Annotated in this window: 25 protein-coding genes; 3 read left to right on the top strand and 22 right to left on the bottom strand. The window is 72.0% G+C overall.

What is annotated here, in order from left to right; translation table 11 throughout:
• Positions 1 to 13 precede the first annotated feature (13 nt).
• The 3 genes from FBY23_RS00760 to FBY23_RS25835 all read left to right on the top strand — a co-directional run bounded on the left by FBY23_RS00760 (position 14) and on the right by FBY23_RS25835 (position 3,010).
• Positions 14 to 1,192, top strand: a complete 1,179-nt coding sequence (locus FBY23_RS00760; protein ID WP_141796404.1) for a cytochrome P450 — start codon at positions 14 to 16, stop codon at positions 1,190 to 1,192.
• A complete protein-coding gene (locus FBY23_RS00765) occupies positions 1,189 to 2,565 on the top strand; it encodes an FAD-binding oxidoreductase (RefSeq protein ID WP_260805667.1) in 1,377 nt (458 codons plus the stop codon). Before FBY23_RS00760 ends, FBY23_RS00765 begins: the two co-directional genes overlap by 4 nt.
• A gap of 220 nt (positions 2,566 to 2,785) precedes the next feature.
• Positions 2,786 to 3,010: a PLDc N-terminal domain-containing protein gene (locus FBY23_RS25835; protein ID WP_160158125.1), complete on the top strand. Its 225-nt coding sequence runs from the start codon at positions 2,786 to 2,788 to the stop codon at positions 3,008 to 3,010.
• A gap of 108 nt (positions 3,011 to 3,118) precedes the next feature.
• Here the strand turns inward: FBY23_RS25835 and FBY23_RS00775 are convergent, their stop codons facing one another.
• The 22 genes from FBY23_RS00775 to FBY23_RS00880 form a co-directional block, all read right to left on the bottom strand.
• On the bottom strand, positions 3,119 to 4,210 hold the full coding sequence (locus tag FBY23_RS00775) for a histidinol-phosphate transaminase (protein ID WP_141796406.1): 1,092 nt from the start codon (positions 4,208 to 4,210) through the stop codon (positions 3,119 to 3,121).
• Complete coding sequence (locus tag FBY23_RS00780) at positions 4,207 to 4,995, bottom strand: amino acid ABC transporter ATP-binding protein (protein WP_313901086.1); 789 nt, start codon at positions 4,993 to 4,995, stop codon at positions 4,207 to 4,209. Before FBY23_RS00780 ends, FBY23_RS00775 begins: the two co-directional genes overlap by 4 nt.
• Entirely contained in the window at positions 4,992 to 5,906 is a 915-nt protein-coding gene (locus tag FBY23_RS00785; RefSeq protein WP_260805668.1) for an amino acid ABC transporter permease, read from the bottom strand. The genes FBY23_RS00780 and FBY23_RS00785 overlap by 4 nt, the downstream gene beginning before the upstream one ends.
• A gap of 11 nt (positions 5,907 to 5,917) precedes the next feature.
• Positions 5,918 to 6,808: an ABC transporter substrate-binding protein gene (locus FBY23_RS00790; RefSeq protein ID WP_141796407.1), complete on the bottom strand. Its 891-nt coding sequence runs from the start codon at positions 6,806 to 6,808 to the stop codon at positions 5,918 to 5,920.
• 116 nt (positions 6,809 to 6,924) lie between these two features.
• Positions 6,925 to 7,443, bottom strand: coding sequence for a hypothetical protein (locus tag FBY23_RS00795; protein ID WP_141796408.1), 519 nt, complete (start codon positions 7,441 to 7,443; stop codon positions 6,925 to 6,927).
• Positions 7,430 to 9,205, bottom strand: a complete 1,776-nt coding sequence (locus FBY23_RS00800; RefSeq protein WP_141796409.1) for an alpha/beta hydrolase — start codon at positions 9,203 to 9,205, stop codon at positions 7,430 to 7,432. The genes FBY23_RS00795 and FBY23_RS00800 overlap by 14 nt, the downstream gene beginning before the upstream one ends.
• Positions 9,202 to 9,510, bottom strand: a complete 309-nt coding sequence (locus tag FBY23_RS00805) for a hypothetical protein (protein ID WP_141796410.1) — start codon at positions 9,508 to 9,510, stop codon at positions 9,202 to 9,204. Before FBY23_RS00805 ends, FBY23_RS00800 begins: the two co-directional genes overlap by 4 nt.
• The gene (locus FBY23_RS00810) at positions 9,507 to 10,055 is read right to left on the bottom strand and encodes a hypothetical protein (protein WP_141796411.1); all 549 of its coding nucleotides are present in this window, start codon (positions 10,053 to 10,055) and stop codon (positions 9,507 to 9,509) included. The genes FBY23_RS00805 and FBY23_RS00810 overlap by 4 nt, the downstream gene beginning before the upstream one ends.
• Before the next feature lie 55 nt (positions 10,056 to 10,110).
• A complete protein-coding gene (locus tag FBY23_RS00815; RefSeq protein WP_141796412.1) occupies positions 10,111 to 10,842 on the bottom strand; it encodes an IclR family transcriptional regulator in 732 nt (243 codons plus the stop codon).
• 38 nt (positions 10,843 to 10,880) lie between these two features.
• Positions 10,881 to 11,999, bottom strand: a complete 1,119-nt coding sequence (locus FBY23_RS00820; protein WP_141796413.1) for a YihY/virulence factor BrkB family protein — start codon at positions 11,997 to 11,999, stop codon at positions 10,881 to 10,883.
• Between the two features lie 60 nt (positions 12,000 to 12,059).
• Positions 12,060 to 12,980 (bottom strand): AEC family transporter, encoded by a 921-nt coding sequence (locus FBY23_RS00825; protein WP_141796414.1) that lies wholly within the window; start codon positions 12,978 to 12,980, stop codon positions 12,060 to 12,062.
• 173 nt (positions 12,981 to 13,153) lie between these two features.
• Complete coding sequence (locus tag FBY23_RS00830) at positions 13,154 to 14,158, bottom strand: NAD-dependent epimerase/dehydratase family protein (RefSeq protein ID WP_141796415.1); 1,005 nt, start codon at positions 14,156 to 14,158, stop codon at positions 13,154 to 13,156.
• Positions 14,155 to 14,637, bottom strand: a complete 483-nt coding sequence (locus tag FBY23_RS00835; RefSeq protein ID WP_141796416.1) for a hypothetical protein — start codon at positions 14,635 to 14,637, stop codon at positions 14,155 to 14,157. Before FBY23_RS00835 ends, FBY23_RS00830 begins: the two co-directional genes overlap by 4 nt.
• Positions 14,638 to 14,681: 44 nt before the next feature.
• Positions 14,682 to 15,065 (bottom strand): PLD nuclease N-terminal domain-containing protein, encoded by a 384-nt coding sequence (locus FBY23_RS00840; RefSeq protein WP_141796417.1) that lies wholly within the window; start codon positions 15,063 to 15,065, stop codon positions 14,682 to 14,684.
• A gap of 158 nt (positions 15,066 to 15,223) precedes the next feature.
• Positions 15,224 to 16,390: an acyl-CoA dehydrogenase family protein gene (locus tag FBY23_RS00845; RefSeq protein WP_174245171.1), complete on the bottom strand. Its 1,167-nt coding sequence runs from the start codon at positions 16,388 to 16,390 to the stop codon at positions 15,224 to 15,226.
• Positions 16,390 to 18,345, bottom strand: a complete 1,956-nt coding sequence (locus FBY23_RS00850) for a biotin carboxylase N-terminal domain-containing protein (RefSeq protein WP_141796418.1) — start codon at positions 18,343 to 18,345, stop codon at positions 16,390 to 16,392. The genes FBY23_RS00845 and FBY23_RS00850 overlap by 1 nt, the downstream gene beginning before the upstream one ends.
• A 5-nt stretch (positions 18,346 to 18,350) precedes the next feature.
• On the bottom strand, positions 18,351 to 19,943 hold the full coding sequence (locus tag FBY23_RS00855; RefSeq protein ID WP_141796419.1) for an acyl-CoA carboxylase subunit beta: 1,593 nt from the start codon (positions 19,941 to 19,943) through the stop codon (positions 18,351 to 18,353).
• Positions 19,940 to 20,410 carry an SRPBCC family protein gene (locus tag FBY23_RS00860; protein ID WP_141796420.1) on the bottom strand — a complete coding sequence of 157 codons (471 nt, stop codon included), beginning with the start codon at positions 20,408 to 20,410 and terminating at the stop codon, positions 19,940 to 19,942. The genes FBY23_RS00855 and FBY23_RS00860 overlap by 4 nt, the downstream gene beginning before the upstream one ends.
• A complete protein-coding gene (locus FBY23_RS00865; RefSeq protein ID WP_141796421.1) occupies positions 20,410 to 21,561 on the bottom strand; it encodes an acyl-CoA dehydrogenase family protein in 1,152 nt (383 codons plus the stop codon). The genes FBY23_RS00860 and FBY23_RS00865 overlap by 1 nt, the downstream gene beginning before the upstream one ends.
• A gap of 61 nt (positions 21,562 to 21,622) precedes the next feature.
• Positions 21,623 to 23,338 (bottom strand): acyclic terpene utilization AtuA family protein, encoded by a 1,716-nt coding sequence (locus tag FBY23_RS00870; RefSeq protein ID WP_141796422.1) that lies wholly within the window; start codon positions 23,336 to 23,338, stop codon positions 21,623 to 21,625.
• Entirely contained in the window at positions 23,335 to 24,132 is a 798-nt protein-coding gene (locus FBY23_RS00875) for a TIGR03084 family metal-binding protein (RefSeq protein WP_141796423.1), read from the bottom strand. Before FBY23_RS00875 ends, FBY23_RS00870 begins: the two co-directional genes overlap by 4 nt.
• A complete protein-coding gene (locus FBY23_RS00880; RefSeq protein ID WP_313901087.1) occupies positions 24,132 to 24,737 on the bottom strand; it encodes a TetR/AcrR family transcriptional regulator in 606 nt (201 codons plus the stop codon). Before FBY23_RS00880 ends, FBY23_RS00875 begins: the two co-directional genes overlap by 1 nt.
• Between the last annotated feature and the right edge of the window lie 9 nt (positions 24,738 to 24,746).

Here is a 24,746-nt window from a genome sequence, read left to right on the forward strand (position 1 = left end):
CTACCGTCCCGGCATGAACATCGCCGACGACCCGTACGACGACGCGAACCTGACCGACCCGTACCCGCTCTTCGACCGGATGCGCGAGGCTGGTCCGGCGGTGTGGCTGGACACGTACGACGTCGCGGCGTTCGCCCGGTTCGCCGAGGTCCGCGAGATCCTCGTCGACCACGAGACCTTCATCTCGGGGGCCGGGGTGGGGCCGCGGAACTACCACCACCAGCCGCCCTGGCGGAAGCCCGGCATCCTCGACTCGGACCCGCCGATGCACACCCCGCTGCGCACCGTGATGGCCGACGTGATCAGCCCGCGCAACATGCGCCCGCTGCGCGCCGGCTTCCAGGAGTTCGCGACGCCGCTGGTCGACAAGCTCCTCGACATGCGCGAGTTCGACGCGATCACCGACCTCGCCGAGCTGTTCCCGCTCCGGGTGTTCGGCGACGCGGTCGGCATCCCGCGCGAGGGCCGGGCCGAGAACCTGCTCGCGCACGGGGCGATGAACTTCGCGCAGTTCGGACCCGAGGACGCCCGCTACGAGCACTACATGCGGGCCGGCGAGCACACCATCGAGTGGACGATGAACAACTGCGCGCGCGAGAACCTCAGCCCCGACGGGCTCGGCGCGAAGATCTGGGCGCACGCCGACGCCGGCGTGGTCGCGCCGGAGGAGGCCGCCGTACTCGTGCGGGCGTTGCTCTCCGCCGGTCTCGACACCACCGTCATCGCGATCGGCAACACCCTGCGCTGCCTGACCGCGAACCCGGACCAGTGGGACCTCGTACATTCCACGCCGCGGCTCGCGAAGTTCGCCATCGACGAGGCGCTGCGCTTCGAGTCGCCGTTCCAGTCGTTCTTCCGTACGACGTCGCGCGAGGTCTCCTTCGGTGGCGTGACGCTGCCCGAGGACAGCAAGCTGATCGTCTTCCCCGGCGCGGCGAACCGCGACGTGGAGCGGTTCGGCCCGGACGCCGACCAGTACCGGATCGAGCGCGAGGCCGGTGGCCACCTCACCTTCGGGATGGGCATCCACCAGTGCGTCGGCCAGCCGATCTCCCGCCTGGAGATGGAGGTGCTGTTCGGCGAGCTCGCCCAGCGGGTGCGCTCGATCGAGCCCGCCGGCGAGCCGGTGCCGTTCCTGCACAACACGCTGCGTGGGCTCAGCTCGCTGCCGGTGCGTATCGTCCCCGCGTGAGCACTCCTGCCTTTGTCGCCGCCCTACGTGCTGAACTCGGGGACCACTGCCGGGTCATCACGGACGGCGACCTGCTGGCGTCGTACCGACAGGACATGGCGACCGTCGTCCCCGGTGGCCTGCCCTGCGCCGTCGTGCTGCCGCGGACGACGGCGGAGGTCGCTGCCGCGCTGCGTCTCGCCTCCTCCCACCGCGTTCCGGTGGTGCCGCGCGGCGCCGGGACCTCGCTGGCCGGAGGCGCGAGCGCGGTCGAGGGCTGTCTCGTGCTGTCGACCGAGGCGCTCACCGCGATCAGGTCGCTGGATCCCCTGGACCGGGTGGCCGTCGTCGAGGCGGGCGTCGTCAACGCGGACCTCGACCGGGCGGCGGCCGAGCACGGGCTGATGTTCGCGCCCGACCCGTCGAGCTGGGAGATCTCCACCGTCGGCGGCAATGTCGCGACGAATGCGGGCGGCCTGCGCTGCGTGAAGTACGGCGTCACCCGCCAGTCGGTCCTCGGCCTCGAGGTCGTCCTCGCCGACGGCCGCGTGGTCTCGACCGGCACCCGCACCACCAAGGACGTCGCCGGCTACGACCTCACCGGGCTGCTGGTCGGCTCGGAGGGCACGCTCGGCGTGATCACGGCCGCCACCGTGCGGCTGACCCGACGGCCCGTCGTACCGCCCACGACGGTGGTCGCGGCGTTCGACTCGCTCGAGGCCGCCGGGGTCGCGGTGGCGCGCATCGTGGCGTCCGGGCCGGAGGTGTCGCTGCTCGAGCTGCTCGACGGCACCACGCTGCGCGCCATCGACTCCTGGAAGCGGATGGGGCTGGCCGGCATCGAGGCGATGCTCGTCGTGCAGGTGGACGGACGCTTCGACTCTGACGCTGCTGCGGTCGCCGCGCTGTGCGAGGAGGCCGGCGCCGTCGACGAGCCCGCCGTGTCGACCGACCCGAAGGAGTCCGACGAGCTCCTCGCCATCCGCCGCCTCGCCTATCCCGCCGCCGAGCAGCTCGGCCAGTGCCTGGTCGAGGACGTCGGCGTACCCGTCTCCCGGCTGCCCGAGATGATCCGCCGCATCGACGACGCCGCCGCCCGTCACGGCGTGACCGTGCTGACCGTCGCCCACGCCGGCGACGGCAACCTCCACCCGACCTTCGTCTTCGACCATGGGGCCGTCGGGATCCCCGACGCCGTGGCTGCCGCGGCCGACGAGGTCTTCGCGGCCGCCCTCGAGCTCGACGGCACCATCACCGGCGAGCACGGCGTCGGCGTGCTCAAGGCCGCCTGGCTCGAGCGACAGGTCGGCTCGGCGTCCATGGAGCTGCACCGCGCGGTCAAGGCGGCCTTCGACCCGCTCGGGATCATGAACCCGGGGAAGCTGCTCGCCTGAGCATGTAACACGCCGTCCACCCGACTACACGGCGGTGGTCAGCAGAATCAGCCTCATCTGAGGCCGACTTCTGCGGAGAAGTGGCACCCAGTCAGGTGGACGGCGTGTTACTGCGGCCGGTCCGCTCAGCTGCCCACCGCCGCCTGGGGCCCAGGAAGCGACGAGCCGAGCGCAACCCATCGCCGACCACCGACGGCGTATCGCGACTAGGCTCCGCGACGTGCTCCCCGTGATCGTCGTCGTCCTGGCTCTGGCGGGACTGTGGGCGTGGGCACTCATCGATGTGCTCAGCTGGCCCAGCGCGACGTGGGAGGTCGCCGACCTGAGCAAGGCCCGCTGGGTGGTGCGCATACTGTTGCTCGGCGTCATCGGCGTGGTGCTGTACGTGCGGTCGGCGCGGCGCCCACTGCGCGCTGCGTACCTGACGATCCGCACGGCCGGCTGACGGCGGCCGCCCGCACCCGCCCCGAAGGGGCCAGCACAGGAACACGACCGGCGGGGACCGGACGTGCCCGCCCGATCCCCGCCACTCACCCTCACCTCCCGGGGGCCCTCACTCCCAGGCGGCAAGCACCTCCGCGAGCACAGCTCGCAGGTCCGGGTCGCCGACGGTGATCCGGACGCCTTCGCCGGCGAAGGGCCGCACCAGCAGCCCGTGCGCGCGGCACAGGTCGGCGAACTCCGCCGACCGGGGCCCGAGCGGGAGCCAGACGAAGTTCCCCTCCGCCTCCGGTACGACGACGCCGCGCCCGCCGAGCAACGCGGCCACCCGCGTCCGCTCCTCCCGGGTCGACGCCACCCGGGCGGCGAGGACCGACGGATGGGCGAGGGAGGCCAGGGCGGCGGCGACGGCCACCGACGAGACGGGGAAGGGTGGGAGGACCGAGCGCACCGCGCCCGCGACCTCCGCAGACGAGACCAGGTAGCCCGCCCGCAGGCCGGCGAGGCCGTGGGCCTTGGAGAAGGTGCGCAGCACGACCACGTTCCCCCGCCGAGCCAGCTCGGGCACGGACATCGACGCGGGCCGGGAGCGGGCGTCGTACTCCGTGTATGCCTCGTCCAGCACCACCAGCACGTCGGGGGGCACGGAGTCGAGGAAGTCCGACAGGGCGGACCACGACACGACCGTGCCGGTGGGGTTGTTGGGGTTGCAGACGATCACCACCCGCGTCGAGGCACCGATCGCGCCCGCCATCGCTGCCAGGTCGTGCGACCCGTCCGGCCGAAGCGGCACCGGCACGGACCGGCCACCGGCGACCTGGACGCTGAGCGGGTACGCCTCGTACGAGCGCCACGCCATCACCACCTCGTCGCCGGGCCGCAGGTAGGCGAGCAGGAGCCGGTCGAGCAGCGGGAGCGCCCCGTCGGCCACCGCCACCGACGAGTCCGAGACCCCCAACGACCCGGCCAGAGCGGCCGCCAGGTCAGCACCGCCGATCAGCGGGTACCGCGTGGCGCCCGAGACAGCGGCGAGCGCCGCGTCCAGCACCGGCCCGGTCAGCCCGCCGGGCGCCTCGTTCGAGGACGCCCGGACCCGGACCGGGACCGGACCCGGGGCGACGGAGGAGTACGCCGCCAGCCCGGCCAGGTCCGGCCGGGCCGACGGGCCGACACGGGCGACACGGTCGACACGGGCGACGCTCACGCCAGCACCTTGGACAGGAACGCCTGGGTGCGCGCCTCCCGCGGCCGCTCCAGCACCTCGGCGGGCGGGCCGGACTCGACGACCACGCCGCCGTCCATGAAGTACACGCGGTCCGCGACCTCCCGGGCGAAGCCGAGCTCGTGGGTCACCACGATCATCGTCATCCCGTCGTCGGCGAGCTGGCGCATCACGGCCAGCACGTCTCCGACCAGCTCGGGGTCGAGCGCGGAGGTCGGCTCGTCGAAGAGCATCAGCTCGGGCTGCATCGCCAGCGCCCGGGCGATCGCCACCCGCTGCTGCTGGCCGCCGGAGAGCTGCGAGGGGTAGTTGTCGACCCGGTCGGCGAGGCCCACCCGGTCGAGCAGGGCCCTCGCCCGCCGCTCGACGACCGAGCGCTTCTCCCGGCGGACCACCATCGGGCCCTCCATCACGTTCTCCAGCGCGGTGCGGTGCGCGAAGAGGTTGAAGCCCTGGAAGACCATCCCGATCCCGGAACGGCGTACGGCGACCTCGCGCTCGTTGAGCTCCTTGAGCTTGTCGCCGTGCGGGCGGTACCCGACCCGGTCGCCGCCGACCCACATCTCGCCCCGGTCGAACTTCTCCAGGTGGTTGATGCAGCGCAGGAAGGTGCTCTTGCCGGACCCGGAGGGGCCGAGCAGGCAGACCACCTCGCCGCGGGCGACCGACATGTCGATGCCCTTGAGCACCTCGACGTGGCCGAACGACTTGTGCACGTCCCAGGCCTGGAACATCGGCTCCTGCGAGCCGTCGGCACGAGCACTCATGCGACCGCCTCCCCCTTGCGCACGCGACTCCCCTTGCGACTGACCCGGTGGTTCGAGAAGCCGCGGCCGAAGTGCCGCTCGATGAAGTACTGCCCGACGGAGAGCACCGCCGAGATCGCGAGGTACCAGAGTGCGGCCACGATGAGCAGCGGGATGGTCTGGTAGGTCCGCGAGTAGATGTTGGACGCGGTGGTCATCAGCTCGGTGTAGCCGATCACCAGCACCAGCGCGGTGTGCTTGAGCATGCCGATCGTCTCGTTGCCGGTCGGCGGGATGATCACCCGCATCGCCTGCGGCAACACGACCCGGCGCATCACCTGTGAGCGTCGCATGCCGACCGCGCTGGCCGCCTCGGCCTGGCCCGGCGGGACCGAGAGGATGCCGGACCGCACGATCTCGCTCATGTACGCCGCCTCGTTGAGCCCGAGACCGAGCAGCGCCGCGGTGAGCGGCGAGATCAGCTCGTTGGCGCTCCACGACACGCCGCCGACGCCGATGGTCGGGTAGAGCGCGGCGAGGAAGTACCAGAACAACAGCTGCACGAGCAGCGGCGTACCGCGGAAGAACCAGGAGTAGGTCCAGGCGGCCGACGACAGGATCGGGTTCGGGGAGAGCCGCAGCACGGCGATCACGACGCCCAGCCCGACGCCGATCGCCATCGCGGCGGCGGTGAGCATCAGCGTCTTCGCGACGCCCTGCAGGATCGGCTGGGCGAACAGGTAGTCGCCGACGACGTCCCACTGGAAGCGCTCGTTGCCGATGACCTGGGTGATCCCCCCCGCCACGATCAGGAGGACCACCACCGCCATCGCCCAGCGGGCCGGGTGCCGGGTGGGGAGCACGACCCGGGCGTCCCGCCCGTCCCGCGCGGGGACGGGACGGGACGGGGCCGGAGCGGAGTTCTCGGTCACGGGAACTGAGGTCACTGGGTGCCGCCGTTGATGGTGAACTCGTCGATGGCGCCGCTCTCGAGACCGAACTTCTCCAGCGCCTTGTCGTACTCGCCGTTGTCCTTGAGCGCCTGCAGCGCCTGCTGGACGGCCTTCTGGAGCTCGTCGGTGCCCTTGGCGAACACGATGCCGAACGGCTGCGACTCGTAGGGCTTGCTCATGACGAGTCCCTCGGTCTGCGAGGCGGCGTACGCGCCGGGCGCGCTGTCCATCAAGATCGCGTCGACGCGCTCGTTCTGCAGCGCGAGGATGACCTGGTTCTGGCCGGGGAAGACCGTTGCCTTGATCGGGTCCTTGCTGTCGGCCTCGCACTGCTTGGAGGCCTCCTCGGCCTGCGGGACCTCGGTGGTGCCCTTGACGACCGCGACCGTGGTGCCGCACATGTCGGCCAGGGTCGTGTACTTGTCGGCGTCCGCCTCGTGGGTCATGATCCCGGCGCCCGCGGCGAAGTAGTCGACGAAGTCGACCTCCTTCTGCCGCTCGAGGTTGTCGGTCATCGCCGACATCGCCATCTGGTAGCGGCCCGAGGCGAGGCCCGGGATGATCGCGTCGAAGGCGATGTTGTCGAACTCGATGTCGATGCCGAGCTGCTTCTCCAGCCCGTCGGCGATCTCGCGGTCGATGCCGAGCACCGTCTTGTTGTCGGTGTCGAGGAACTCGAACGGCGGGTACTCGACGTTGCTCGCGATGGTGATCGACTTCTTGCCCTGCAGGTCCTTCGGGAGGGCGCTGTGCAGCGGGGCGGACTTGTCGTACGACGGCTTCTCGTCGGCCTCGCTGCTGCCGCCGCACGCGGAGAGCAGGACGGGCAGGGCGAGAGCGAGGGCGGCGGCGGACAGGGAGAGGGTGCGGGGTCGCGTCATGATGCGGTGCGCTCCTGGCGGCTGGTGGGTGTCGTGGATCACAGGAGGATCCGGCCGCGGAGCAGGGCGCAACAATCGCCGTTCCCATGGCGTGGGAACCGGGCGTTTCGGTGACGTTATTTCTCAGTGGCGAGGAGGTCGACGCGGCGGTCGTCGTGGTCGAGGAAGCCACCGTCCGCGACGTCGACGCACTCGGCACTGGTGAGCGCGAACCCGAGCAGCCGCTCACCGTGCTTGGCCTGCGAGAGGCCGAGCCGCAGGCCGTCGCGGCCCAGGTTGGCCCAGGGCCGGCCGCCGTCGGTGCCCTCCGTCACGACCACCCAGCCCGCGGCGAGCAGCGCCTCCCGGGCGGCGGCGAACTGGGCAGGGACCTCTGCAGGGGTCCCCGCGACCGCGCCGCCACTGCGGTAGGTGACGCCGGGAGCCGGCTCGGAGCGGCAGTACTCCGCGGCCCCCGCCGCGCGGGTGACCTCGAGCCCGGCGCCGGCGAGCACGCCGACGACCTCGCGGGTCCGCGCGACCACGGAGTCCTGCAGTCGGGCCAGTCCGGCCGCGCCCTTCCGGTCGTCCACGCCGCACCCTCCCAGGATCAGCACGACGGCGAGCGCCGCCACTCCCAGGCTACGGAACGTCATCGGCACGGGTGTCCGAGCGCCCCGGCACGTTCGTCGTCGGGTCGCGGTCGGCCTCCGGGTCGACGGCCCAGCGCCACCACGGGTCGTGGCTCTGCGCGGCCCCGTTGACCTCGTCGCCGTGGCCGTCGACGATCTTGCCGAGGTTGTAGAGCGACTCCGACTCGTGGTCGTAGTAGCGGCTGTGGTCGTCGAAGTTCCGGATCGCACCACGGTCGACCGACTCGGCCTCGAACCGGTGCGCCCCGAAGTCCTCCGAGGACGGGTCGACGCCGAGCCCGCCGGGGTTGTGGTAGGCACCCTCGTCGCCGAAGAAGGCGACGGCGTCGCGACTGTTGCGGCCGTCGTAGACGTGGTCGGCACCGACGCTGAAGTCCGCCGCGGTGTCGGCCGGCCCCGCGCCGGGGCTGCCGATCAGCACCACGTCGTCGGCGGCCAGGTCGTGGTCGGTGGCGGCGTACGACGTCGTGGTCGAGCCGTAGCTGTGCCCGATCACGGTGAGGTGGGCGGGGTCGTCGGACCGGGAGGCGCGCAGCCCCTCGACCGCGTCGGCGAGCCGCTGCCCGCCGTCCTCGGCCCGTCCGGTCGTGATCGTGTCGAGGTCGATCGCGCCCTCGGGGGTGTTGTAGCCGAGCCAGAACAGGGTCGCCACCGAGGAGCCGTCGCCGTTGTAGCGGGCCGACTCGTAGAGCCGGATCGCCTCGTCGGTGTAGCCGCCGACGTCGTCCATCTCGGACCTGATGCCGGGCACCTGCACGGAGACGTCGTCGGCGGTGTCGAGATCGCCGACGCCCACCGCGACCCGGCCGTCGCCGTCGAACGCCGCCGGGTCGTAGAGCCAGAGCGTGCCGCCGGGCTTCTCGCCCGTGGTCGGGTCGACGAAGCCGTCGGCCTTCTCCACGGCCTTCTGGGTGGCCCGCGCGTTGTCCAGCACCTTGCGCTCGTCGGCGGAGAGGGTGCCGTCCGCCTCCTTGGCGCCCAGCCGGGCGAGGTCGTCGTCGAGCAGCACCCGGTTGGCCTGGTCCCTCGTGTCCGCGGGCAGCCCGTCGGCCGAGCCGATCAGGCCGGGGTAGGCCACGATGACCGCCTCCCGCTCGGCGTCGGTCAGGTGCTCCCACCAGTCCCGCACCTGCGCGGGCGTGGCGCCCGTGCCCGGCGCACCGGGCTTGTCCATGGCGCTGCGCGCCGTCTCCGGTACGCCGCCCTCCGCGGACAGTCCCTCGGCCAGGGTGTCCGCCGCCTGGAACGCCTGGCGCAGCAGGTCCTCGTTCTCCCGGACCCGGCGCTGCAGGGTGTCGTGGTCGGTCACGAGGGTGGCGTAGCCGGTGCGCAGGTCGGTGGCCCGCTCCTGCAGCGCGGCGACCACCTCGGGGGTGGCCTCGGTGGTCGCGTCGATGTCGGCGATCAGGGTGGTCCGCCGCTCGTCGAGCCCGCCCTTGCGCTCGACGAGGGTGCCGTGGGTGGCGGTCAGGTCGCGCAGCGTGTCGGCGTACGACGTCACGGCTCGGCCGACCCGGCGGACGGTGGCGGCCATGGCGGTGTGCTCGGTGGCCGCGTTGCCGGAGGCGACGACATAGGCGTCGTACGCGACGCCCCACCAGTAGCCGGTGAGGTTGCGCAGCTGCGTGGCCTCCTCGCCGAACTCCTCGTAGCGCGCGGCCGTCGTGTAGAGCGTCTCGGCGAGGGTGTCGCACTGGGCTGCGTCGCCGGGCGGCTCGGGCAACGTGGCCGGCTGGGACGGCGGGACCACGATGGTGACGCTCACCGCGTCGGCCCCAGGCGTCCGTCGAGCTGGGTGTAGCGCTGGTCGACGCTGTCGTCGGTGTTGAGGTAGTCGTCGGACGCGGCCGTCAGCGCGTCGGCGAAGCCGCGGGCGATGAGCGCGCTCTCGCCCGCGAAGCCCGACCAGCGCTCCAGGAAGAGCACCCCGGCGGGCTGGACGCTCGGCGGCAGGCCGGCGGTGCTCGCCGTGCTGAGGGCGCTCTTCGAGCCGGTCATCAGCTGGTCGAGGTGCTCCCAGTCGGTGATCGACCGGGACATCGCGTTGTACTCGATGCCGGAGACGCTCATCGCGCACCGTCCAGCAGGTACGGCCCGGAGCGGACGGTCAGGAAGAACCTCCCGGTGGCAGGCACCAGGACCAGGTCGATCTCCTCGCGGCCGTGGCGGACGGGCCGGCCGGCCAGCACCCGTGGCATGCCGTCGGGCGGGGTGAGCACCCGCCAGTCCTCGTCGCCCAGCAGCGCGGCCGCCCGCTCGAGGACGCCGGCGGCGGTGACCGGCTCCATCCCGAGCCGGGTCCAGGTGGCCTCGTGGCGGGACACCTCGGGCGTCGCGCCGGTGGTCCAGCGGTCCCGCCACTCGTCGGGCTCGGTCGCGCCGACCAGCCGGTCCCACAGCTCCGCCACCCGGGCCGCGCACTCCGCGGTCGCCGCCTCGAGGCTCGTCTGCGGGATCGGCTCGCGGAGCTGCTCGGAGAGCTGCTCGGCCGGCTCGGCGGGTCCGGCCGGTGGCAGCAGGACCAGTTCGACGTCGGGGTGCCGCCGTCGTACCACCGACCAGAACGGGTCGGCCGCCACCCGGGCCGCCGCCTCGGGTCCACCCAGGAAGGCCATGCCCCTCCCTTCCCCAGGGAAGCGCTGAGCAATCCCGGCAGCAGACCGGAGAGGATCAGGCGTCGATCTCGGCCGACATCTCGGTCGCCGCCGCCCGCAGCAGCCGGGTGGTGCGGCGCACCCACTCCGCGTTGTCGCACCGGTCCGAGGGTCCGGCGATGGTCAGCGACGCAGCGCACTCGCCGTTGCTGAACACGGGTACGGCGACCGCGATCGCCCCCTCCTTGAACTCGCCGCGCGACACGGCCAGCTGGTCGCGGCGTACCTGGGCGAGGGCGGCGGGCAGCTCATCGGGCTTGATGGTGGCTGCCGAGTAGGAGACCAGGTTGGCGAGGGCGACCTCGACGATCGGGCGGGGGGCGTAGGCGAGGAGCAGCCGCTGGCCGGCACCGGCGTACAGCGGCAGCAGCTCGTTGATCCGGAAGGCGTAGCGGTCGGGCGCCGGCGAGACGGACTGGCGCAGGCAGATGGCGTGCGAGCCCGCGCGCACGGCGAGCACCGCGGTCTCACCGGTCTGGTAGGTCAGCGTGCGCAGGTACTCCCCCGCGACCTCGGCGAGCCGGGTGTGGGTGAGGTGCTCGCCCGAGATCTCCATCAGCCGCCAGCCCGGGACGTAGACGCCCTGGGACTCCTCGATCAGTCCGTAGTCGCGCAGCGAGCGGACATAGCGGTACGCCGTGCTCGTGGCGAGCCCCAGCTCCTCGGCGACCTCGGCGACGCTCACCTGGCCGTTGCGGGCGATCGCGATGAGGACGTCGAGTCCGCGGGTGAACGAGTTCTGGGCCATGGCTGTGGTCGAATCGGGTCGGGTCGGGTCGGGTCGGTTCAGACGGACGGGGGCAGGTTGACCGGCTGGGTCGCCTCCTCGGCCGCCTCCGGGCGCGGCGGCCGGCCGGGGATGTGCTGCTTGTGGACCTTCTCGGTGCGCGGGTCGAGGAGGATCTCGTGGGAGTCGCCGTCGCGGCCGTCGAAGCGGACCGTGACGGTCTCGAAGCCCTTGTGCCGCTGCATCTGGGCGTACATCGCGTAGGCACGGCGGTCCGCCTCGGTCAGGTCGACGGAGTCGGTGAACGGCGTCAGGAGCGCGCGTGGCCACAGCCTGCGGGCGAGCACGACGTTGACCTCGATGCCCAGCACGCCCATCACCGCACCGATGTAGAGCAGGCCCATCAGGCCGAGGACGACCCCGAACGCCTCGGTCATGTTGTTGCGGTGTGTGCTGGCGATGACGTTGGTGACGTACCAGGTGCCGATCCACTGCAGGGCCTGCCAGAGCACCGCGACGGTGAAGCCACCGGGTGCGGCCCGGATCCCCCGGTCGCGGATCGCCCGGGCGGCCGCCATCCGCAGCAGCACGGTCATCACCGAGCCGAGGATCCCGACGGTCAACAGCCGCACCAGCCAGTGGAACCACCCGTGCCGGGACAGGTCGCCGACCAGGTTGGTCTCGGTGAGCACCGCCGAGCCGACGAAGACGGTGAAGATCGCGGTGCCGGCCACGGCCAGGATGAACAGGCTGTTGACCCGGGTCATCACCGGGTGCGGGCGGCTGTTGCGCGGCACGGCCCATGCCGCCGACTGCACGTTCTGCAGCGCGAGGCCGAGCCCGAGCGCGCCGTACAGCGCCGTCAGCGAACCCACGATGATGCCGCCGGTCGAGCCCTGGATGCCCTCCGGCCGCCCGAGCGCGTCGCCGATGATCGGGAACTGGCCCAGCGCCGAGTCGAGGACCTGCTCCTGCAGCGCCTCGCGGCCCTCGAGGATGAACCCGAGGATCGACGTGCCGAGCAGCATGAGCGGGAAGATCGACAAGAAGGCGTAGAAGGTGAGGATCGCCGCGAGGTAGTTGCCCTGGTCGTCGAAGAACTTGTAGATGACCGCGAGCGGGAAGCCGACAGCGGGCTTGCGCCGCTGCGCCCGATCGAGGTCTCCGACAACTCCCACAGGCGCAACCTATGACATCGACCCCACGCGCCACGGGAGGGTCTCCCCCCGGCGGCCCGATCAGGCCAGCAGCGCGGAGATCCCGATCGCCACCGGCGCCGAGGCGAGGGTGGACACGAAGATGGCGTCGCGGGCCAGCAGCACGCCGCGCTCGTACCTCATCGCGACGACGAACACGTTCTGAGCGGTCGGGAGCGCGGAGAGCAGGGTCACCGCGAACAGGTCGGTGCCGTCGAGACCGACCCCGAACCTCCCGACGACGTACGCCGCCACCGGCTGGACCACCATCTTCAGCGAGGTGACCGTGGCCAGCGCCCGCGGCGTCACCCCGCGCCCCGGCAGCGGACCGAGGCGGAGCGCGACGCCGTACGCGATCAGCATGGCCGGCACCGCCATCCCACCCACCAGCTCCAGCGGCGCGTGCACGACCTGCGGCAGCTCGGTGTCGGTGCCCGCGAGCAGCAGGCCGGCGAAGGACGCGATCGTCAGCGGGTTGGTGACCGGCCGCGACGCGATCTTGAGGAGCGACGGGCGCTCCGGGCTGGTCACCACGTCGAGGACCGTCAACGCCAGCGGCTGGAGCACCAGCAGCTGCATCAGCAGCGCCGGGACGACCAGCGCCGCGTCACCGAGCGCGTACGCCGCGATCGGGATGCCGAGGTTGCCCGCGTTGACGTACGCCGAGCACAGGCTCGCGACCACCGCGGTGCCGGCGTCGAGGCGTCGTACCCGTGCGATCGCGGCCATGATCCCGGCGCTGACGACCACGCCGGCGGCCGTCGCGACCAGCGGCCCGGACAGCACCCGGGACGGGTCGGAGTCCTCCAGCACGGTGACCAGCAGCGCCGGGCTCGCGAGGTAGAACGACGCCAGCGACAGGCTGCGCTGGCCGTGCAGGTCGACGATGCCGCGGTCGGCCAGGAGCGCGCCGAGGGCGATGACGATCGCGATCGTCCCGAAGCCCTCCAGCACACCGCCCACGGGTCGATCCCATCACCCGCGGCGCACCGTCGGTCGAGGAGGTCGCGCAGCGACCGTCTCCCCCGTCGGTCGAGGAGGTCGCGCAGCGACCGTCTCCCCGGCGGTCGAGGAGGTCGCGCAGCGACCGTCTCCCCGGCGGTCGAGGAGGTCGCGCAGCGACCGTCTCGAGACCCTCAGGGGTGCAGCGGCGGCATCCCGGAGCCGGCCGACCGGGCGGCCCCCGACAGGAACGCCTCGATCGCCTCGGCGGCGGTGTGCCGCGGCGACCAGTCGAGCTCGGCGCGTGCCCGGTCCGTCGCGAGCAGCGGTACGGCGAGCAGCGCGTCGGCGAGCGAGCCGGGCACGCCGACCAGGCGGGCGAGCCAGCCGAGGTCGAGCGCGCCGCTGACCAGGCGGGGCGGCACCTCGACGGTCGGTGCGCCGACGATCTCGCCGAGCTCCTGGCGGCGCAGCACGCCGGCGGCCGCCAGGTTGAACGCCCCGGTGACCGGCCGCTCGACCGCGGCGACGATGGCGCGTGCGACGTCCTCGGCGTGCACCGCCTGGAGCCGCAATCCACGCGGGACGGGCAGGGCCGGGATCAGCCGCGTGTCGAGCATCCGCGGCCGCAGCAGCGGGCCGCCGAAGATCCGGCGCTGCTCGCTCGCCGCGGAGCGCTGGAACACGAACGCCGGCCGGATCCGGACCACCCGGGTGTCCTCGCCGGGCGCCTCGAAGGCGTCGAGCACGCGCTCGTTGTAGGCCTTCTCGCGGCAGTAGGCCGCCGCGGACGACCCGTCGGTCTCCCAGCCCTCGTCGACCAGGTCGTCGTGGTGGGCCGGCGAGTAGGCGGCCACGGAGGAGGCGCAGACGAGCGTGGGGACCCGCTGGCGTCGTACGGCGGACAGCAGGCGGCGGGTGCCGACGGCGTTGGTCCGCCACGTCTCCTCCGGGCGGTGGGTCGGCTGGAACTTCCAGGCGAGATGGACGACCGCGTCGGCGCCCTCGAGCACCGGGTCGAGGTCGTCGGTTCCGACGTCGGTGGCTCGCCAGGTGACCGACCCCTCCGCGACGGCGCGGTCGGACAGCTCGGGGCGACGGCGCGCGACGCCCACGACCTCGTGCCGGCCGCCGGCGGTGAGCTCCCGGATCACGGCGCTGCCGATATTCCCGGACGCGCCGGTGACGACGACCCTCATGACACGATCCGACGGCGAGCGGTGGTCAGGTGCAGCTGCGCCAGGAGGTCGAGCTGCCGGTCGGACCGGGCGACGAGGTCGTCGAGGAGTGCGGCGTCGAGCCGCGGTTCGTCGTCGGCGACCGAGCGCAGCGCCTCCCAGCCGCAGCGCTTGCCCCAGACCGCGATCCGTAGCGCCTCGATCTCGACGAGGTCCGTGAGAGGTGCGCGGGTGAGGATCCGGCCGTTGGGCTTGAGCCGACCGAGCTCGGCGCCCGCCTTCGCCGCGACCGTCCCGAGCGTGCTCGGGGAGGTGCCGACGTCGTGCATGATCCGGCGCAGCGTCTCGCGCTCGTCGGCGACCTCGTCGGCGAGGCTGTCGACGGCGGTCGCGACCGTGGCGATGGCGTGGGTGCGGGCCACCCGCCGGAACAGCGACACGCCCGCCGTCGATCCCGCCCAGTGGTGCTGCAGATAGCCGTGAAGAACCTCGTCGTCCATCCTCACCGCGTACCCGTTGCGGCGCGCGACAGACTGATTCAGGCTCAGACCGGCTCGGGACCCTCCTGCTCGCGCCGCTCCTGCTCCCTCTTCCTCTGCTCGTGCGCGCGACGCTGCTCCTCGGCCCGCTCGCGCACCTTGCGCAGGAACTCCTCGTCCTTCTCGGGGTCCGCGGCGGCGAAGCGGCCGCGGCGCTCGTACTCCGGATAGCTCGGCGCCGCGCCCTGCTCGCGGGTCAACGGCCGCTCGGTGACCGGACGGCCCGCGATGAACCAGGCGATCGAGCCGGCCAGCGGGAAGAAGAACACGATGAGCAGCCACCAGGTCTTGGCGAGGTTGCGGACGCTGTCCTCGCGCGCGGTGATCACGTCGACCAGGCAGTAGACCCAGAGGATGAGGACCAGGAGGGGCGGCAGCAGGCGCAGCATCTCGGCATTGTGCCCCGCCGCGCTGCCCGCCGCGCCAGTTTCACCGGTCGGCCGGTGAAACTGGCGGGGGTTGGACGACAAAACTGGCGCTTGGACGAGGAAGCTTCCTCGTCCAAGCGCGAGTTTCACCGGTCGGCCGGTGAAACTCCCTCCGCGCCTCAGTACGACTTCGGCAGCCCCAGCGAGTGCATGGCGACGAAGTTGAGGATCATCTCCCGGCTGACGGGGGCGATCCGGCCCAGGCGGGCGGCGACGAGCTGGTTGCCGAGGCCGAGCTCGGTGGTCAGGCCGCTGCCGCCGTGGGTCTGTACGGCGACGTCGAGCGCGTTGCAGGCGATCTCGCCGCCGGCGTACTTGGCCATGTTGGCGTACTCGCCGGCCGTGAAGTCGTCGCCCGCGTCGTAGAGCGCGGCGGCCTTCTGCATCAGCAGCCGGGCCTGCTCGAGCTCGATCTTCACCTTGGCCAACGGGTGCGCGATGCCCTGGTGGGCACCGATCGGCTGGTCCTTCCACACGGTGCGGGTCTTGGCGTAGTCGACCGCCTTCTCCAGGGCGTAGCGGGCCTGGCCGCAGGTCATCGCCGCGCCCATGATCCGCTCCGGGTTCAGGCCGGCGAACAGCTGCCACAGTCCGCCGTCCTCGTCGCCGACCAGGGCGTCGGCGGGCAGTCGCACGTCGTCGAAGAAGAGCGTCCACTGCTTCTCCGGCGCGACGAACTCCATCGGGATGTGCTGCCGCTCGAGGCCGGGGGCGTCGGTCGGCATGAGGAACAGCGCGGGCTTGAGCTTGCCGGTCTTGGCGTCGGCGGTGCGCGCCACGACCAGGATCACGTCGGCCTCGTCGACGCCGGAGATGAACGTCTTCTGGCCCTTGATCACCCACGAGTCGCCGTCGCGGGTGGCGGTGGTGGTGATCTGGTGGCTGTTGGAGCCCGCGTCGGGCTCGGTGATGGCGAAGGCGGCGACGGTCTCGCCGCTGGCGATGCCGGGCAGCCACCGCTGCTTCTGCTCCTCGGTGCCGCAGCGGGTGATGATCGAGCCGACGATCGCCGGTGAGACGACCATCATCAGCAGCGGGGCGCCCTGCGCGGACGCCTCCTCGAGGACCGCCGCCAGGTCGCCCATGCCGCCGCCACCGCCGCCGTACTCCTCGGGGACGTTGACCCCGATGAAGCCGTGCTTGCCGAAGTCGTTCCACAGGTCGGTGGTCTTGCCGCCCGACCGGGCCTGCTCGGCGACGTACGCGTGGCCGTACTTCGCGGCGAGCGCCTTGACGGAGTCGCGCAGCGCGACCCGCTCGTCGGACTCGGTGAACGGGATGGTCATCAGTTGTCCTCCTCGGAGCTCTCCGGCTCCACGACGGCGAGCACGACGCCCGCCTCGACCTGCTGACCGGCGGTCGCCGACAGCTCGGTGACGGTGCCCGCGTAGGGCGCCGCGATGGTGTGCTGCATCTTCATGGCCTCCATCACGAGGATGGTCTGGCCCTCCTGTACGACGTCCCCGACGGCGGCGCTCACGGACACGACGCTGCCCGGCATGGGCGCGAGCAGCGAGCCGGCGGCCACCTGGGTGGACGGGTCGACGAAGCGCGGGACGATGCGGAGCGTGGCGCCGCCGCGCGGACCGTCGACGAGCACGGCATCCCCGCTCACCCGGACCGCGTAGCGCCGGGTCACCCCGTCGACGGCGACCACGACCTCCGAAGGCGACGCGGACAGGACGATCACGTCGTCGCGCTCGGCGCTGCGGTAGCCGTAGCGGCCGCCGTACCAGAGCACCTCGACCTCCTCGGCGCCGAGACCGAAGCGGGTCGAGCGCGGCGCGGCGACGACGTTGCGGAAGCCGGCCGGGATCCGGGACTGCACCGTGGCGGCGAGCCGGCGGTGCTCGGCGAGCGCGACCGCGCCGACCAGCGGAAGCAGGTCGTCGGCGCCCCCGGCCGCGAGGGTCTCCGGGTGGTCGCCGTAGAACGAGGTCGCCAGGCCGGCCGGGTCGAGGAAGGCCGGGTGTCGCAGCGACGCGACGAGCTGGTCGCGGTTGGTGACCAGGCCGTGGATCCGGGCCCTCTCCAGCACCCGCGCGAGCGACCGCGCGGCCTGCTCCCGGGTCGGCGCCCAGGTGATCACCTTCGACAGCATCGCGTCGTAGAAGGTGCCGACCTCGTCCCCGGTCTCGAAGCCGGTGTCGAGGCGGGTGCCGAAGCCGTCGAGGGCGAAGGTGTCGTCGTGCTCGACCTCGAGCTCGAGCAGCCGCCCGGTCTGCGGGGCGTAGTCCGCCGCCGGGTCCTCGGCGTAGAGGCGGACCTCGATCGCGTGGCCGACCGGCTCGGTGACCGCGGGGACCGGCCGGCCCTCGGCGACCGCGATCTGCAGCTCGACCAGGTCGACGCCGTGGATCAGCTCGGAGACGGGGTGCTCGACCTGGAGCCGGGTGTTCATCTCCAGGAAGAAGAACCGCTCGGTGTCGGCGTCGTAGAGGAACTCGACGGTGCCGGCGCCGACGTAGTCGACCGCCTCGGCCGCGGCCCGCGCAGCGTCGTGCATCGCGGTGCGCACGGCGTCGGACAGGCCGGGCGCGGGCGCCTCCTCGACCACCTTCTGGTGGCGACGCTGCAGCGAGCAGTCGCGGGTGCCGAAGACCTCGACGTTCCCGGACCGGTCGCCGACGACCTGGACCTCGACATGGCGGCCGCGCTCGACGTACGGCTCGACGAAGACGGTGCCGTCGCCGAACGCCGACTCGGCCTCGGCCGAGGCCTTCTCCACCTCGCCGGCCAGCTCGCCGAGCGAGCGCACGACCCGCATGCCGCGGCCACCGCCGCCGGCCGACGCCTTGACCAGCAGCGGCAGGTCGGCCTCGGTCGCGGTGTCGACGGTCAGGTTGCCGAGCACCGGCACGCCGGCGGCGTCCATCAGCTTCTTGGACTCGATCTTGGAGCCCATCGAGTCGATCGACGACGGGTCGGGACCGAGCCAGACGAGCCCGGCGTCCGCGACCTGGCGGGCGAAGCCGGCGTTCTCGGAGAGGAAGCCGTAGCCGGGGTGGATCGCGTCGGCGCCCGCCCGCAGCGCGGCGGCGATGACGAGGTCGCCGCGGAGGTAGGTCTCGGCGGGGGTGTTCCCCGGCAGCCGTACGGCGGCGTCCGCCTCCCGCACGAACGGCAGGTCCGCGTCGGCGTCGGAGTGCACGGCCACCGTCTCGATGCCGAGCCGGCGGGCCGTGCGGAACACGCGCCGGGCGATCTCGCCGCGGTTGGCCACGAGGATTCGGGTGATCATGGCGCTCACATCCTGAAGACGCCGAAGTTCATGGCGCCCTCGATCGGCTGGTTGTCGATGACGGACAGGCAGATGCCCAGCACCGTCCGGGTGTCGCGCGGGTCGATGACGCCGTCGTCGTAGACCATCCCCGAGAGGACGTACGGCAGCGACTGCTCCTCGATCTGCGTCTCGACCATCTCCTTGATCGCGACGAATCCCTCGGCGTCGAAGGGCTGGCCCTTCTTCTCCGCGGACTCGCGGGCGACGATCTCGAGGACGCCGGCGAGCTGCGCCGGGCCCATCACCGACGACTTAGCCGAGGGCCAGGTGAACAGGAACCGCGGGTCGTAGGCCCGGCCGTTCATGCCGTAGTTGCCGGCGCCGTACGACGAGCCCATGATCACCGTCAGGTGCGGGACCTTCGAGTTGGAGACCGCGTTGATCATCATCGCGCCGTGCTTGATGATGCCGCCCTGCTCGTACTCCGCGCCGACCATGTAGCCGGTCGTGTTGTGCAGGAACAGCAGAGGCGTGTCCTTCTGGTTCGCCAACTGGATGAACTGCGCGGCCTTCTGGGCCTCCTCGCTCATGAGCACGCCGCGGGCGTTGGCGAGGATGCCGATCGGGTGACCGTGCAGCTGGGCCCAGCCCACGCACAGCGCCGAGCCGTAGAGCGGCTTGAACTCGTCGAAGGGGACCTCGTTGCCGGGGCCGGTCCCGTCGACGATGCGCAGGATCGCCTCGCGCGGGTCGAAGGGCTCCTTGAGGTCGGTGGGGATCAGGTCGAGCAGGTCCTCGGGGTCGAGGTCCGGCTCGGCGTAGGTCGCGGCGGGGACGGCACCCTGCTTGCGCCAGTTGAGCCGGGCGACGGTACGACGGGCGAGCCGGATCGCGTCGTGCTCGTCGACGGCGAGGAAGTCGGAGGAGCCGGAGATCCGCGAGTGCATCTCGGCGCCGCCGAGGGTCTCGTCGTCGGACTCCTCGCCGGTGGCCATCTTCACCAGCGGCGGGCCGGCCAGGAACACCTTGGCCTGCTCCTTGACCATGATCACGTAGTCGCTCATGCCGGGCACGTACGCGCCACCCGCGGTGGAGTTGCCGAAGACCACCGAGATGGTGGGCTGCTTGCGGGCGCTGGCCCGGGTGAGGTCGCGGAACCCGCGGCCGCCGGGGATGAAGATCTCCTTCTGGGTGGGCAGGTCCGCGCCGCCGGACTCGGTGAGGTTGATCGTCGGGAGGAAGTTCTTCTCGGCGATCTCGGCCGCCCGGAAGGACTTCTTGAGCGACCACGGGTTGAGGGCGCCGCCCTTGACCGTCGGGTCGTTGGCGACGATCAGGCACTCGACGCCCTCGACGACGCCGATGCCGGTCACCAGCGAGGCGCCGACCGCGAAGTCGCTGCCCCAGCCGGCCAGCGGCATCAGCTCGAGGAACGCGGAGCCCTCGTCGACGAGCAGCTCGATCCGCTCGCGGGCGGTGAGCTTGCCGCGCTCACGATGCCGGGCGACGTACTTGCCACCGGCCTCGACCGCCTTCTCCTGCTCCGCGTGCAGGTCGGCGATCTTGGCCTCCATGGCCGCGCGCCGCTCCTGCTCGGGGGTCTGTGTCGTGGTCATGCCTCCACCACCGCCTTCATCCTCTCCAGGGTCGTGCGCATGCCGCGCTCATTGGTCTTGCCGCGCAGCCGGCCCAGCAGCAGCCAGTAGCCGCGCATGAACCAGGCCGGCGTGAGCCGGAAGTACTCCGTGACGCTCGTGCCGCCGTTCTCGGGCTGCATCCGGTAGCCCCACGTGTTGAGGGCGTTGCCGTCGAGCCCGACCGCGAACTCGAACACCTCGTTCTCGACGGCCTTGGTGACCGTGCAGGGCGTCCAGTAGACGGGCCCGACGCCGTTGCGCTTGACGTGTCCCTTGAACCGGGCGCCGGCCACGGGTCCGGTGGCGCCGTGGGTCCAGGTGGCCTCGAAGGTCTCGGGCGAGAACTCACCGATCCGGGTGACGTCGCTGACCAGCGCCCAGACGTCCTCGACCGGCGCCTTCATGTGCACCGTCACCTCGCCGCCGAGCGGCTTCAGCAGGCCCATCACGCGTAGCCCAGCAGCTTGGCCGCGAGATCGGTGAGGACCTCCGTGGCACCGCCGCCGATCGGGAGCAGCCGGACGTCGCGGTAGTGGCGCTCGACCTCGGACTCGCGCATGTAGCCCATGCCGCCGTGCAGCTGGACGGCCTGGTCGGCCACCCACACCGCGGTGTCGACGGCGGTCTGCTTGGCCAGGCAGGCCTCCGCGATGACGTTCTCACCGGCGACGTAGCGCCGCGCGACCTCGAGCGTGTAGCCGCGCGCGACCGCGACCTGGCGGTGCATCTCGACCAGCTTGGCCCGCACCACCTGGTTCTTGACCAGCGGCTTGCCGAAGGTCTCGCGGTCCTTGCAGTACTGCACGGACAGGTCGAGGCAGCGCATCGCGTGGCCGTAGCCCATCAGCGCGAGGAAGATCCGCTCGGTGACGAAGTTCTCGGCGATGTAGTAGAAGCCGTGGTTCTCCTCGCCGACCAGGTTGCCGACCGGGACCCGCACGTCGACGTAGGACAGCTCGCCGGTGTCGGAGGCCAGCCAGCCCATCTTGTCGAGCTTGCGGGAGACGGTGAAGCCCGGCGTGCCCTTGGGTACGACGATCATCGAGATGCCGTGCGCGCCCGCCTCGCCCGTGCGTACGGCCGTGGTGACGAAGTCGCCGCGGACGCTGGAGGTGATGAACGTCTTGGCGCCGTTGATCACCCAGTGGTCGCCGTCGCGGACCGCACGGGTGCTGATGCTCGCGACGTCGGATCCGGTGCCGGGCTCGGTGACCGCCATCGAGCCGATCAGGTCGCCGGCCAGGGTCGGGCGGACCCACGCGTCGATCAGCTCAGGCGAGCCGTTCTGGATGATGTGCGGGATCGCGATCCCGTGCGTGAAGGCCGAGGCCATCGCGCCGCCGGACCAGCCGGCCGCCATGAAGCCCTCCTGCGCGGCGCAGATGTCGACCAGGGTGCCGCCGTCGCCGCCGACCTCCTCGCTGACGCCGATGCCGAGGAGCCCGGCGTGCGCGAGCTTCTTCTGCAGCTCGCGCGGCAGCTCGCCGTCGCGCTCCCACTGGTCGAGGTGCGGGGTGACCTCACGCTTGGTGAACTCGATGGCGCTCTGCTTGAGCGCCAGCTGCTCGGGGGTCCAGCCGTGGTCGAACGAGGTCATCGGGGTCCCCGCGAACTTGTTCGGAGGAGCGAAGCGGGGGAGAAGAAGTTCGTGGGGTGATTCATACGAGGTCCTCCTGGATGTGGACGATCCGGCTGCGGACCCACTCACCCAGGCCCTTGGCCTGCGGGTCGAACCGGGTGGACGCGGCGACGCCGTCGCCGAGCAGGCCGTGGATGACGACGTTGACCGCGCCCAGGTTGGGCAGCACGTAGACGTCGACGTCGAGGTCGCGCGCCTCCGGGATCAGCTCGCGGATCTTGCGGTCCTTGACGATCTTGGCGAGCCACTGCACGCGCGCCTCGTACTTGGGCGAGCCGTCGTGCTTGACCCACAGGCCGAGGTTCGCGTTGCCGCCCTTGTCGCCCGAGCGAGCGTGCACGAAGGTGCCGAGCGGCATGCGGCGGGTGATCGTGTCGGCCGGGGCGGGGTACGGCGAGGGCCGCTTGCCGAGCTCGGCGTCGAGCTCCGCGGGGTCGGCGAACGTGGTCGGGTCGGCGATCACCTCGCGGGTGCCGTCGTGGTGGACCACCGTGTGCTGCACCTGGGCCCGGTCGACGTACTCGGGCGTGTAGATGCCGAACGGACTGGGCTTCTGCGGCGGGGTGGTCATCGTGAAGCCGGGGTAGCTGGCGAGCGCGAGCTCGACCGCGGGGCCGGTGAACGGCTTGCCGAGCGGGCCGGCCTCGGGGTCCTTGCCGATGCAGCGCAGGATGACCGAGGCGCCCTCCTCGGTGTCCGCATCCCCCGTGCGTGCCGGGGTCTGGGTCCACGTCACCTCCTTCGCGGTGAGGTGCGGGTCGAGCTGGCTGCGCAGCCACTCGGCCTTCGCGTCGACGTCGAGGCCGGTGAGCACGAACTCCACCTGGTTGCGGTAGCCGCCGAGCCGGTTGACCGCGACCTTGAGCTGCTCGGGCGGTGCGGTGCCGGTGGCGCCGCTGATCTCGACCCGGTCCGGACCCTGCTGGTGCAGCCGGATCGAGTCCAGACGCGTGGTGACGTCGGGGTTGAGGTAGCGCGTCGTCTGGATCTCGTAGAGCAGCTGCGCGGTGACGGTGTCGACGGTGACCGCGCCGCCGGTGCCGTCGTGCTTGGTGATCACGCTGCTGCCGTCGGCGGCGATCTCGGCGATCGGGAAGCCGAGCGGCCTGTCCATCGGGGCGCCGGCCCGGAACAGGTCGACGAAGCCGGAGAAGTTGCCGCCGGTCGCCTGGGTGCCGCACTCGATGACGTGGCCCGCGACGACGGCACCGGCCAGGGCGTCGTACGACGTGGGCGTCCAGCCGTGGTGGGCGATCGCCGGGCCGACGACGACGCTGGCGTCGGTCACGCGCCCGGTGACGACGATGTCGGCCCCGTTGCTCAGTGCGGACGCGATGCCGAAAGCACCGAGATAGGCGTTGGCGGTGAGCGCGCCCTCGAACAGCTGGGCCGAGCGCAGGTCGTCGCCCTCGACGTACGCGACCTTGGCGCCGGTGCCGAGCTCCTCGATCTTGCGGGCCAGGGCCGCGGGGTTGAGGCCGCCGGCGTTGCTGACGATCTTCACGCCCTTGTCGAGGGCGAGGCCGAGGGTGTCCTCGAGCTGCTTGAGGAAGGTGCGGGCGTAGCCCAGGTCGGCGTCGCGCAGCGTGTCCATGCCGAGGATCAGCATGGTCAGCTCGGCGAGGTAGTCGCCGGTGATGACGTCGACGTCGCCACCCTCGAGCTGCTCCCGCAGCGCGGACAGGCGGTCGCCGTAGAAGCCGGAGCAGTTGGCGATCCGGATCGGTTCGGTCACTTCGGGTCCCTCCCTCCGCCGGCGGGGCCGGCGAACGCCTGCGCGATGGTGAGCCACTTCTCAGCGTCCCCGCCGACGGCCTTCAGGTCGGTGTCGTCACGGTGGACCCGCTGGGTGACCAGCTGGCAGAAGTCGTACGCCGAGCCGGTGACGATCTGGGGAGCATCCTCGGGTCCCCAGGTCCACAGCTCGCCGCTCGGCGCCGTCAGCTCGACCCGGAACTCCTCGGCCGGAGCCTCGAGCCCGTTGTTGGCGTAGGCGAAGTTGCGGGTGCGCACGCCGATGTGGGCGACGTGGCGGATCCGGTCGGTGACCTCGGGACGCACGCCAACGGCGTCGTACACGTCCAGCGCGTGGGCCCAGGTCTCCATGAAGCGGGCGGTCGCCATCGACGTCGGCGACATCGGCGGGCCGAACCACGGCAGCTTCTGACCGTCGGGCACGTTGCGCAGCGCGGCGGCGAGCACGTCGCGGCCCGCGTCCCAGCGGGTCAGCAGCTGCTGCGGCGGGAGGGCTCCGAACGCCAGTGCCTGCGCGTCGACGAAGCCCGAGGGGTCGTTGATGGCGTCCAACACGACTGCGTCCCAGGCCTCCTTCCCGCCACCGGTGTGCGCCAGCGAGGCGAGGACCGCGACCTCGTCGGTCCAGGCCAGGTGACCGATCGTGGTCGCGATGTCCCACCCCTCGGCGGGGGTAGCGGCGTGCCAGCCCGCGTCGTCGAGGCCGACGACGACCGTGCGCAGCGCGTCGCCCTCGGCCGAGAGATCGGCGAGGATCTCGTCCAGAACCGTCATCAGCTCTCCTTGCTCAGGGCCGCGTCCAGCGTGCGCGCCCACTCGGTGAGGATCCGGCGGCGACGACGGGCGTCGTCGCCGAGCGTGTTGGCGAGGCCGAGGCCACGGACCAGGTCGAGGGTCGCCTGCACCAGCTCGCGGGCGCCGGGCTGCGCCTCGTCGACGCCGAGCAGCTCGACCGTCAGCCGGTGGGTCTCGCGCCCGACGTGCTGCTCGAGCGGCGCGACCTCCTCGTGCAGGCCCGGGTCGGTGCGGGCGGCGACCCACAGCTCGAGCGCCGCGGTGAAGACGGGCGAGGCGAAGTGGTCGCCGAGCATCTGCACGACCGCCTCGGTGCGTCCCCGGCCCTTCGGCAGCTTCGCCGCTGCGGCCTCGAGGTCGGACCCGCGGATCGCGGTCAGGTGGCCGACCGCGGCGACGACCAGGTCGTTCTTGGTCGGGAAGTGGTGCAGCTGCGCGCCGCGGCTGACGCCGGCGCGCTCGGAGACCAGCGTGGTCGTCGTACCGCCGAAGCCCTTCTCGACCAGCAGCTCGACCGTCGCGTCCATCAGCCGCTGCCGCATGGCGCGGGTGCGCTCCTCCTGCGGCACGCGGGTCGTGGTCACGGCGCCAGC

The organism is Nocardioides sp. SLBN-35 (genome assembly GCF_006715725.1).
GTDB lineage: Bacteria > Actinomycetota > Actinomycetes > Propionibacteriales > Nocardioidaceae > Nocardioides.

Bases quoted from the DNA above. Each gene is read 5' to 3' on its own strand.
- FBY23_RS00830 (WP_141796415.1), bottom strand. From the start codon at position 14,158: ATGAGGGTCGTCGTCACCGGCGCGTCCGGGAATATCGGCAGCGCCGTG.
- FBY23_RS00815 (WP_141796412.1), bottom strand. From the start codon at position 10,842: ATGGCCCAGAACTCGTTCACCCGCGGACTCGACGTCCTCATCGCGATC.
- FBY23_RS00795 (WP_141796408.1), bottom strand. From the start codon at position 7,443: ATGACGTTCCGTAGCCTGGGAGTGGCGGCGCTCGCCGTCGTGCTGATC.
- FBY23_RS00805 (WP_141796410.1), bottom strand. From the start codon at position 9,510: ATGAGCGTCTCCGGCATCGAGTACAACGCGATGTCCCGGTCGATCACC.
- FBY23_RS00760 (WP_141796404.1), top strand. From the start codon at position 14: ATGAACATCGCCGACGACCCGTACGACGACGCGAACCTGACCGACCCG.
- FBY23_RS00855 (WP_141796419.1), bottom strand. From the start codon at position 19,943: ATGACCACGACACAGACCCCCGAGCAGGAGCGGCGCGCGGCCATGGAG.
- FBY23_RS00860 (WP_141796420.1), bottom strand. From the start codon at position 20,410: ATGGGCCTGCTGAAGCCGCTCGGCGGCGAGGTGACGGTGCACATGAAG.
- FBY23_RS00780 (WP_313901086.1), bottom strand. From the start codon at position 4,995: ATGAGTGCTCGTGCCGACGGCTCGCAGGAGCCGATGTTCCAGGCCTGG.
- FBY23_RS00845 (WP_174245171.1), bottom strand. From the start codon at position 16,390: ATGACCATCCCGTTCACCGAGTCCGACGAGCGGGTCGCGCTGCGCGAC.
- FBY23_RS00835 (WP_141796416.1), bottom strand. From the start codon at position 14,637: ATGGACGACGAGGTTCTTCACGGCTATCTGCAGCACCACTGGGCGGGA.
- FBY23_RS00875 (WP_141796423.1), bottom strand. From the start codon at position 24,132: ATGACGGTTCTGGACGAGATCCTCGCCGATCTCTCGGCCGAGGGCGAC.
- FBY23_RS00865 (WP_141796421.1), bottom strand. From the start codon at position 21,561: ATGACCTCGTTCGACCACGGCTGGACCCCCGAGCAGCTGGCGCTCAAG.
- FBY23_RS00840 (WP_141796417.1), bottom strand. From the start codon at position 15,065: ATGCTGCGCCTGCTGCCGCCCCTCCTGGTCCTCATCCTCTGGGTCTAC.
- FBY23_RS00850 (WP_141796418.1), bottom strand. From the start codon at position 18,345: ATGATCACCCGAATCCTCGTGGCCAACCGCGGCGAGATCGCCCGGCGC.
- FBY23_RS00790 (WP_141796407.1), bottom strand. From the start codon at position 6,808: ATGACGCGACCCCGCACCCTCTCCCTGTCCGCCGCCGCCCTCGCTCTC.
- FBY23_RS00810 (WP_141796411.1), bottom strand. From the start codon at position 10,055: ATGGCCTTCCTGGGTGGACCCGAGGCGGCGGCCCGGGTGGCGGCCGAC.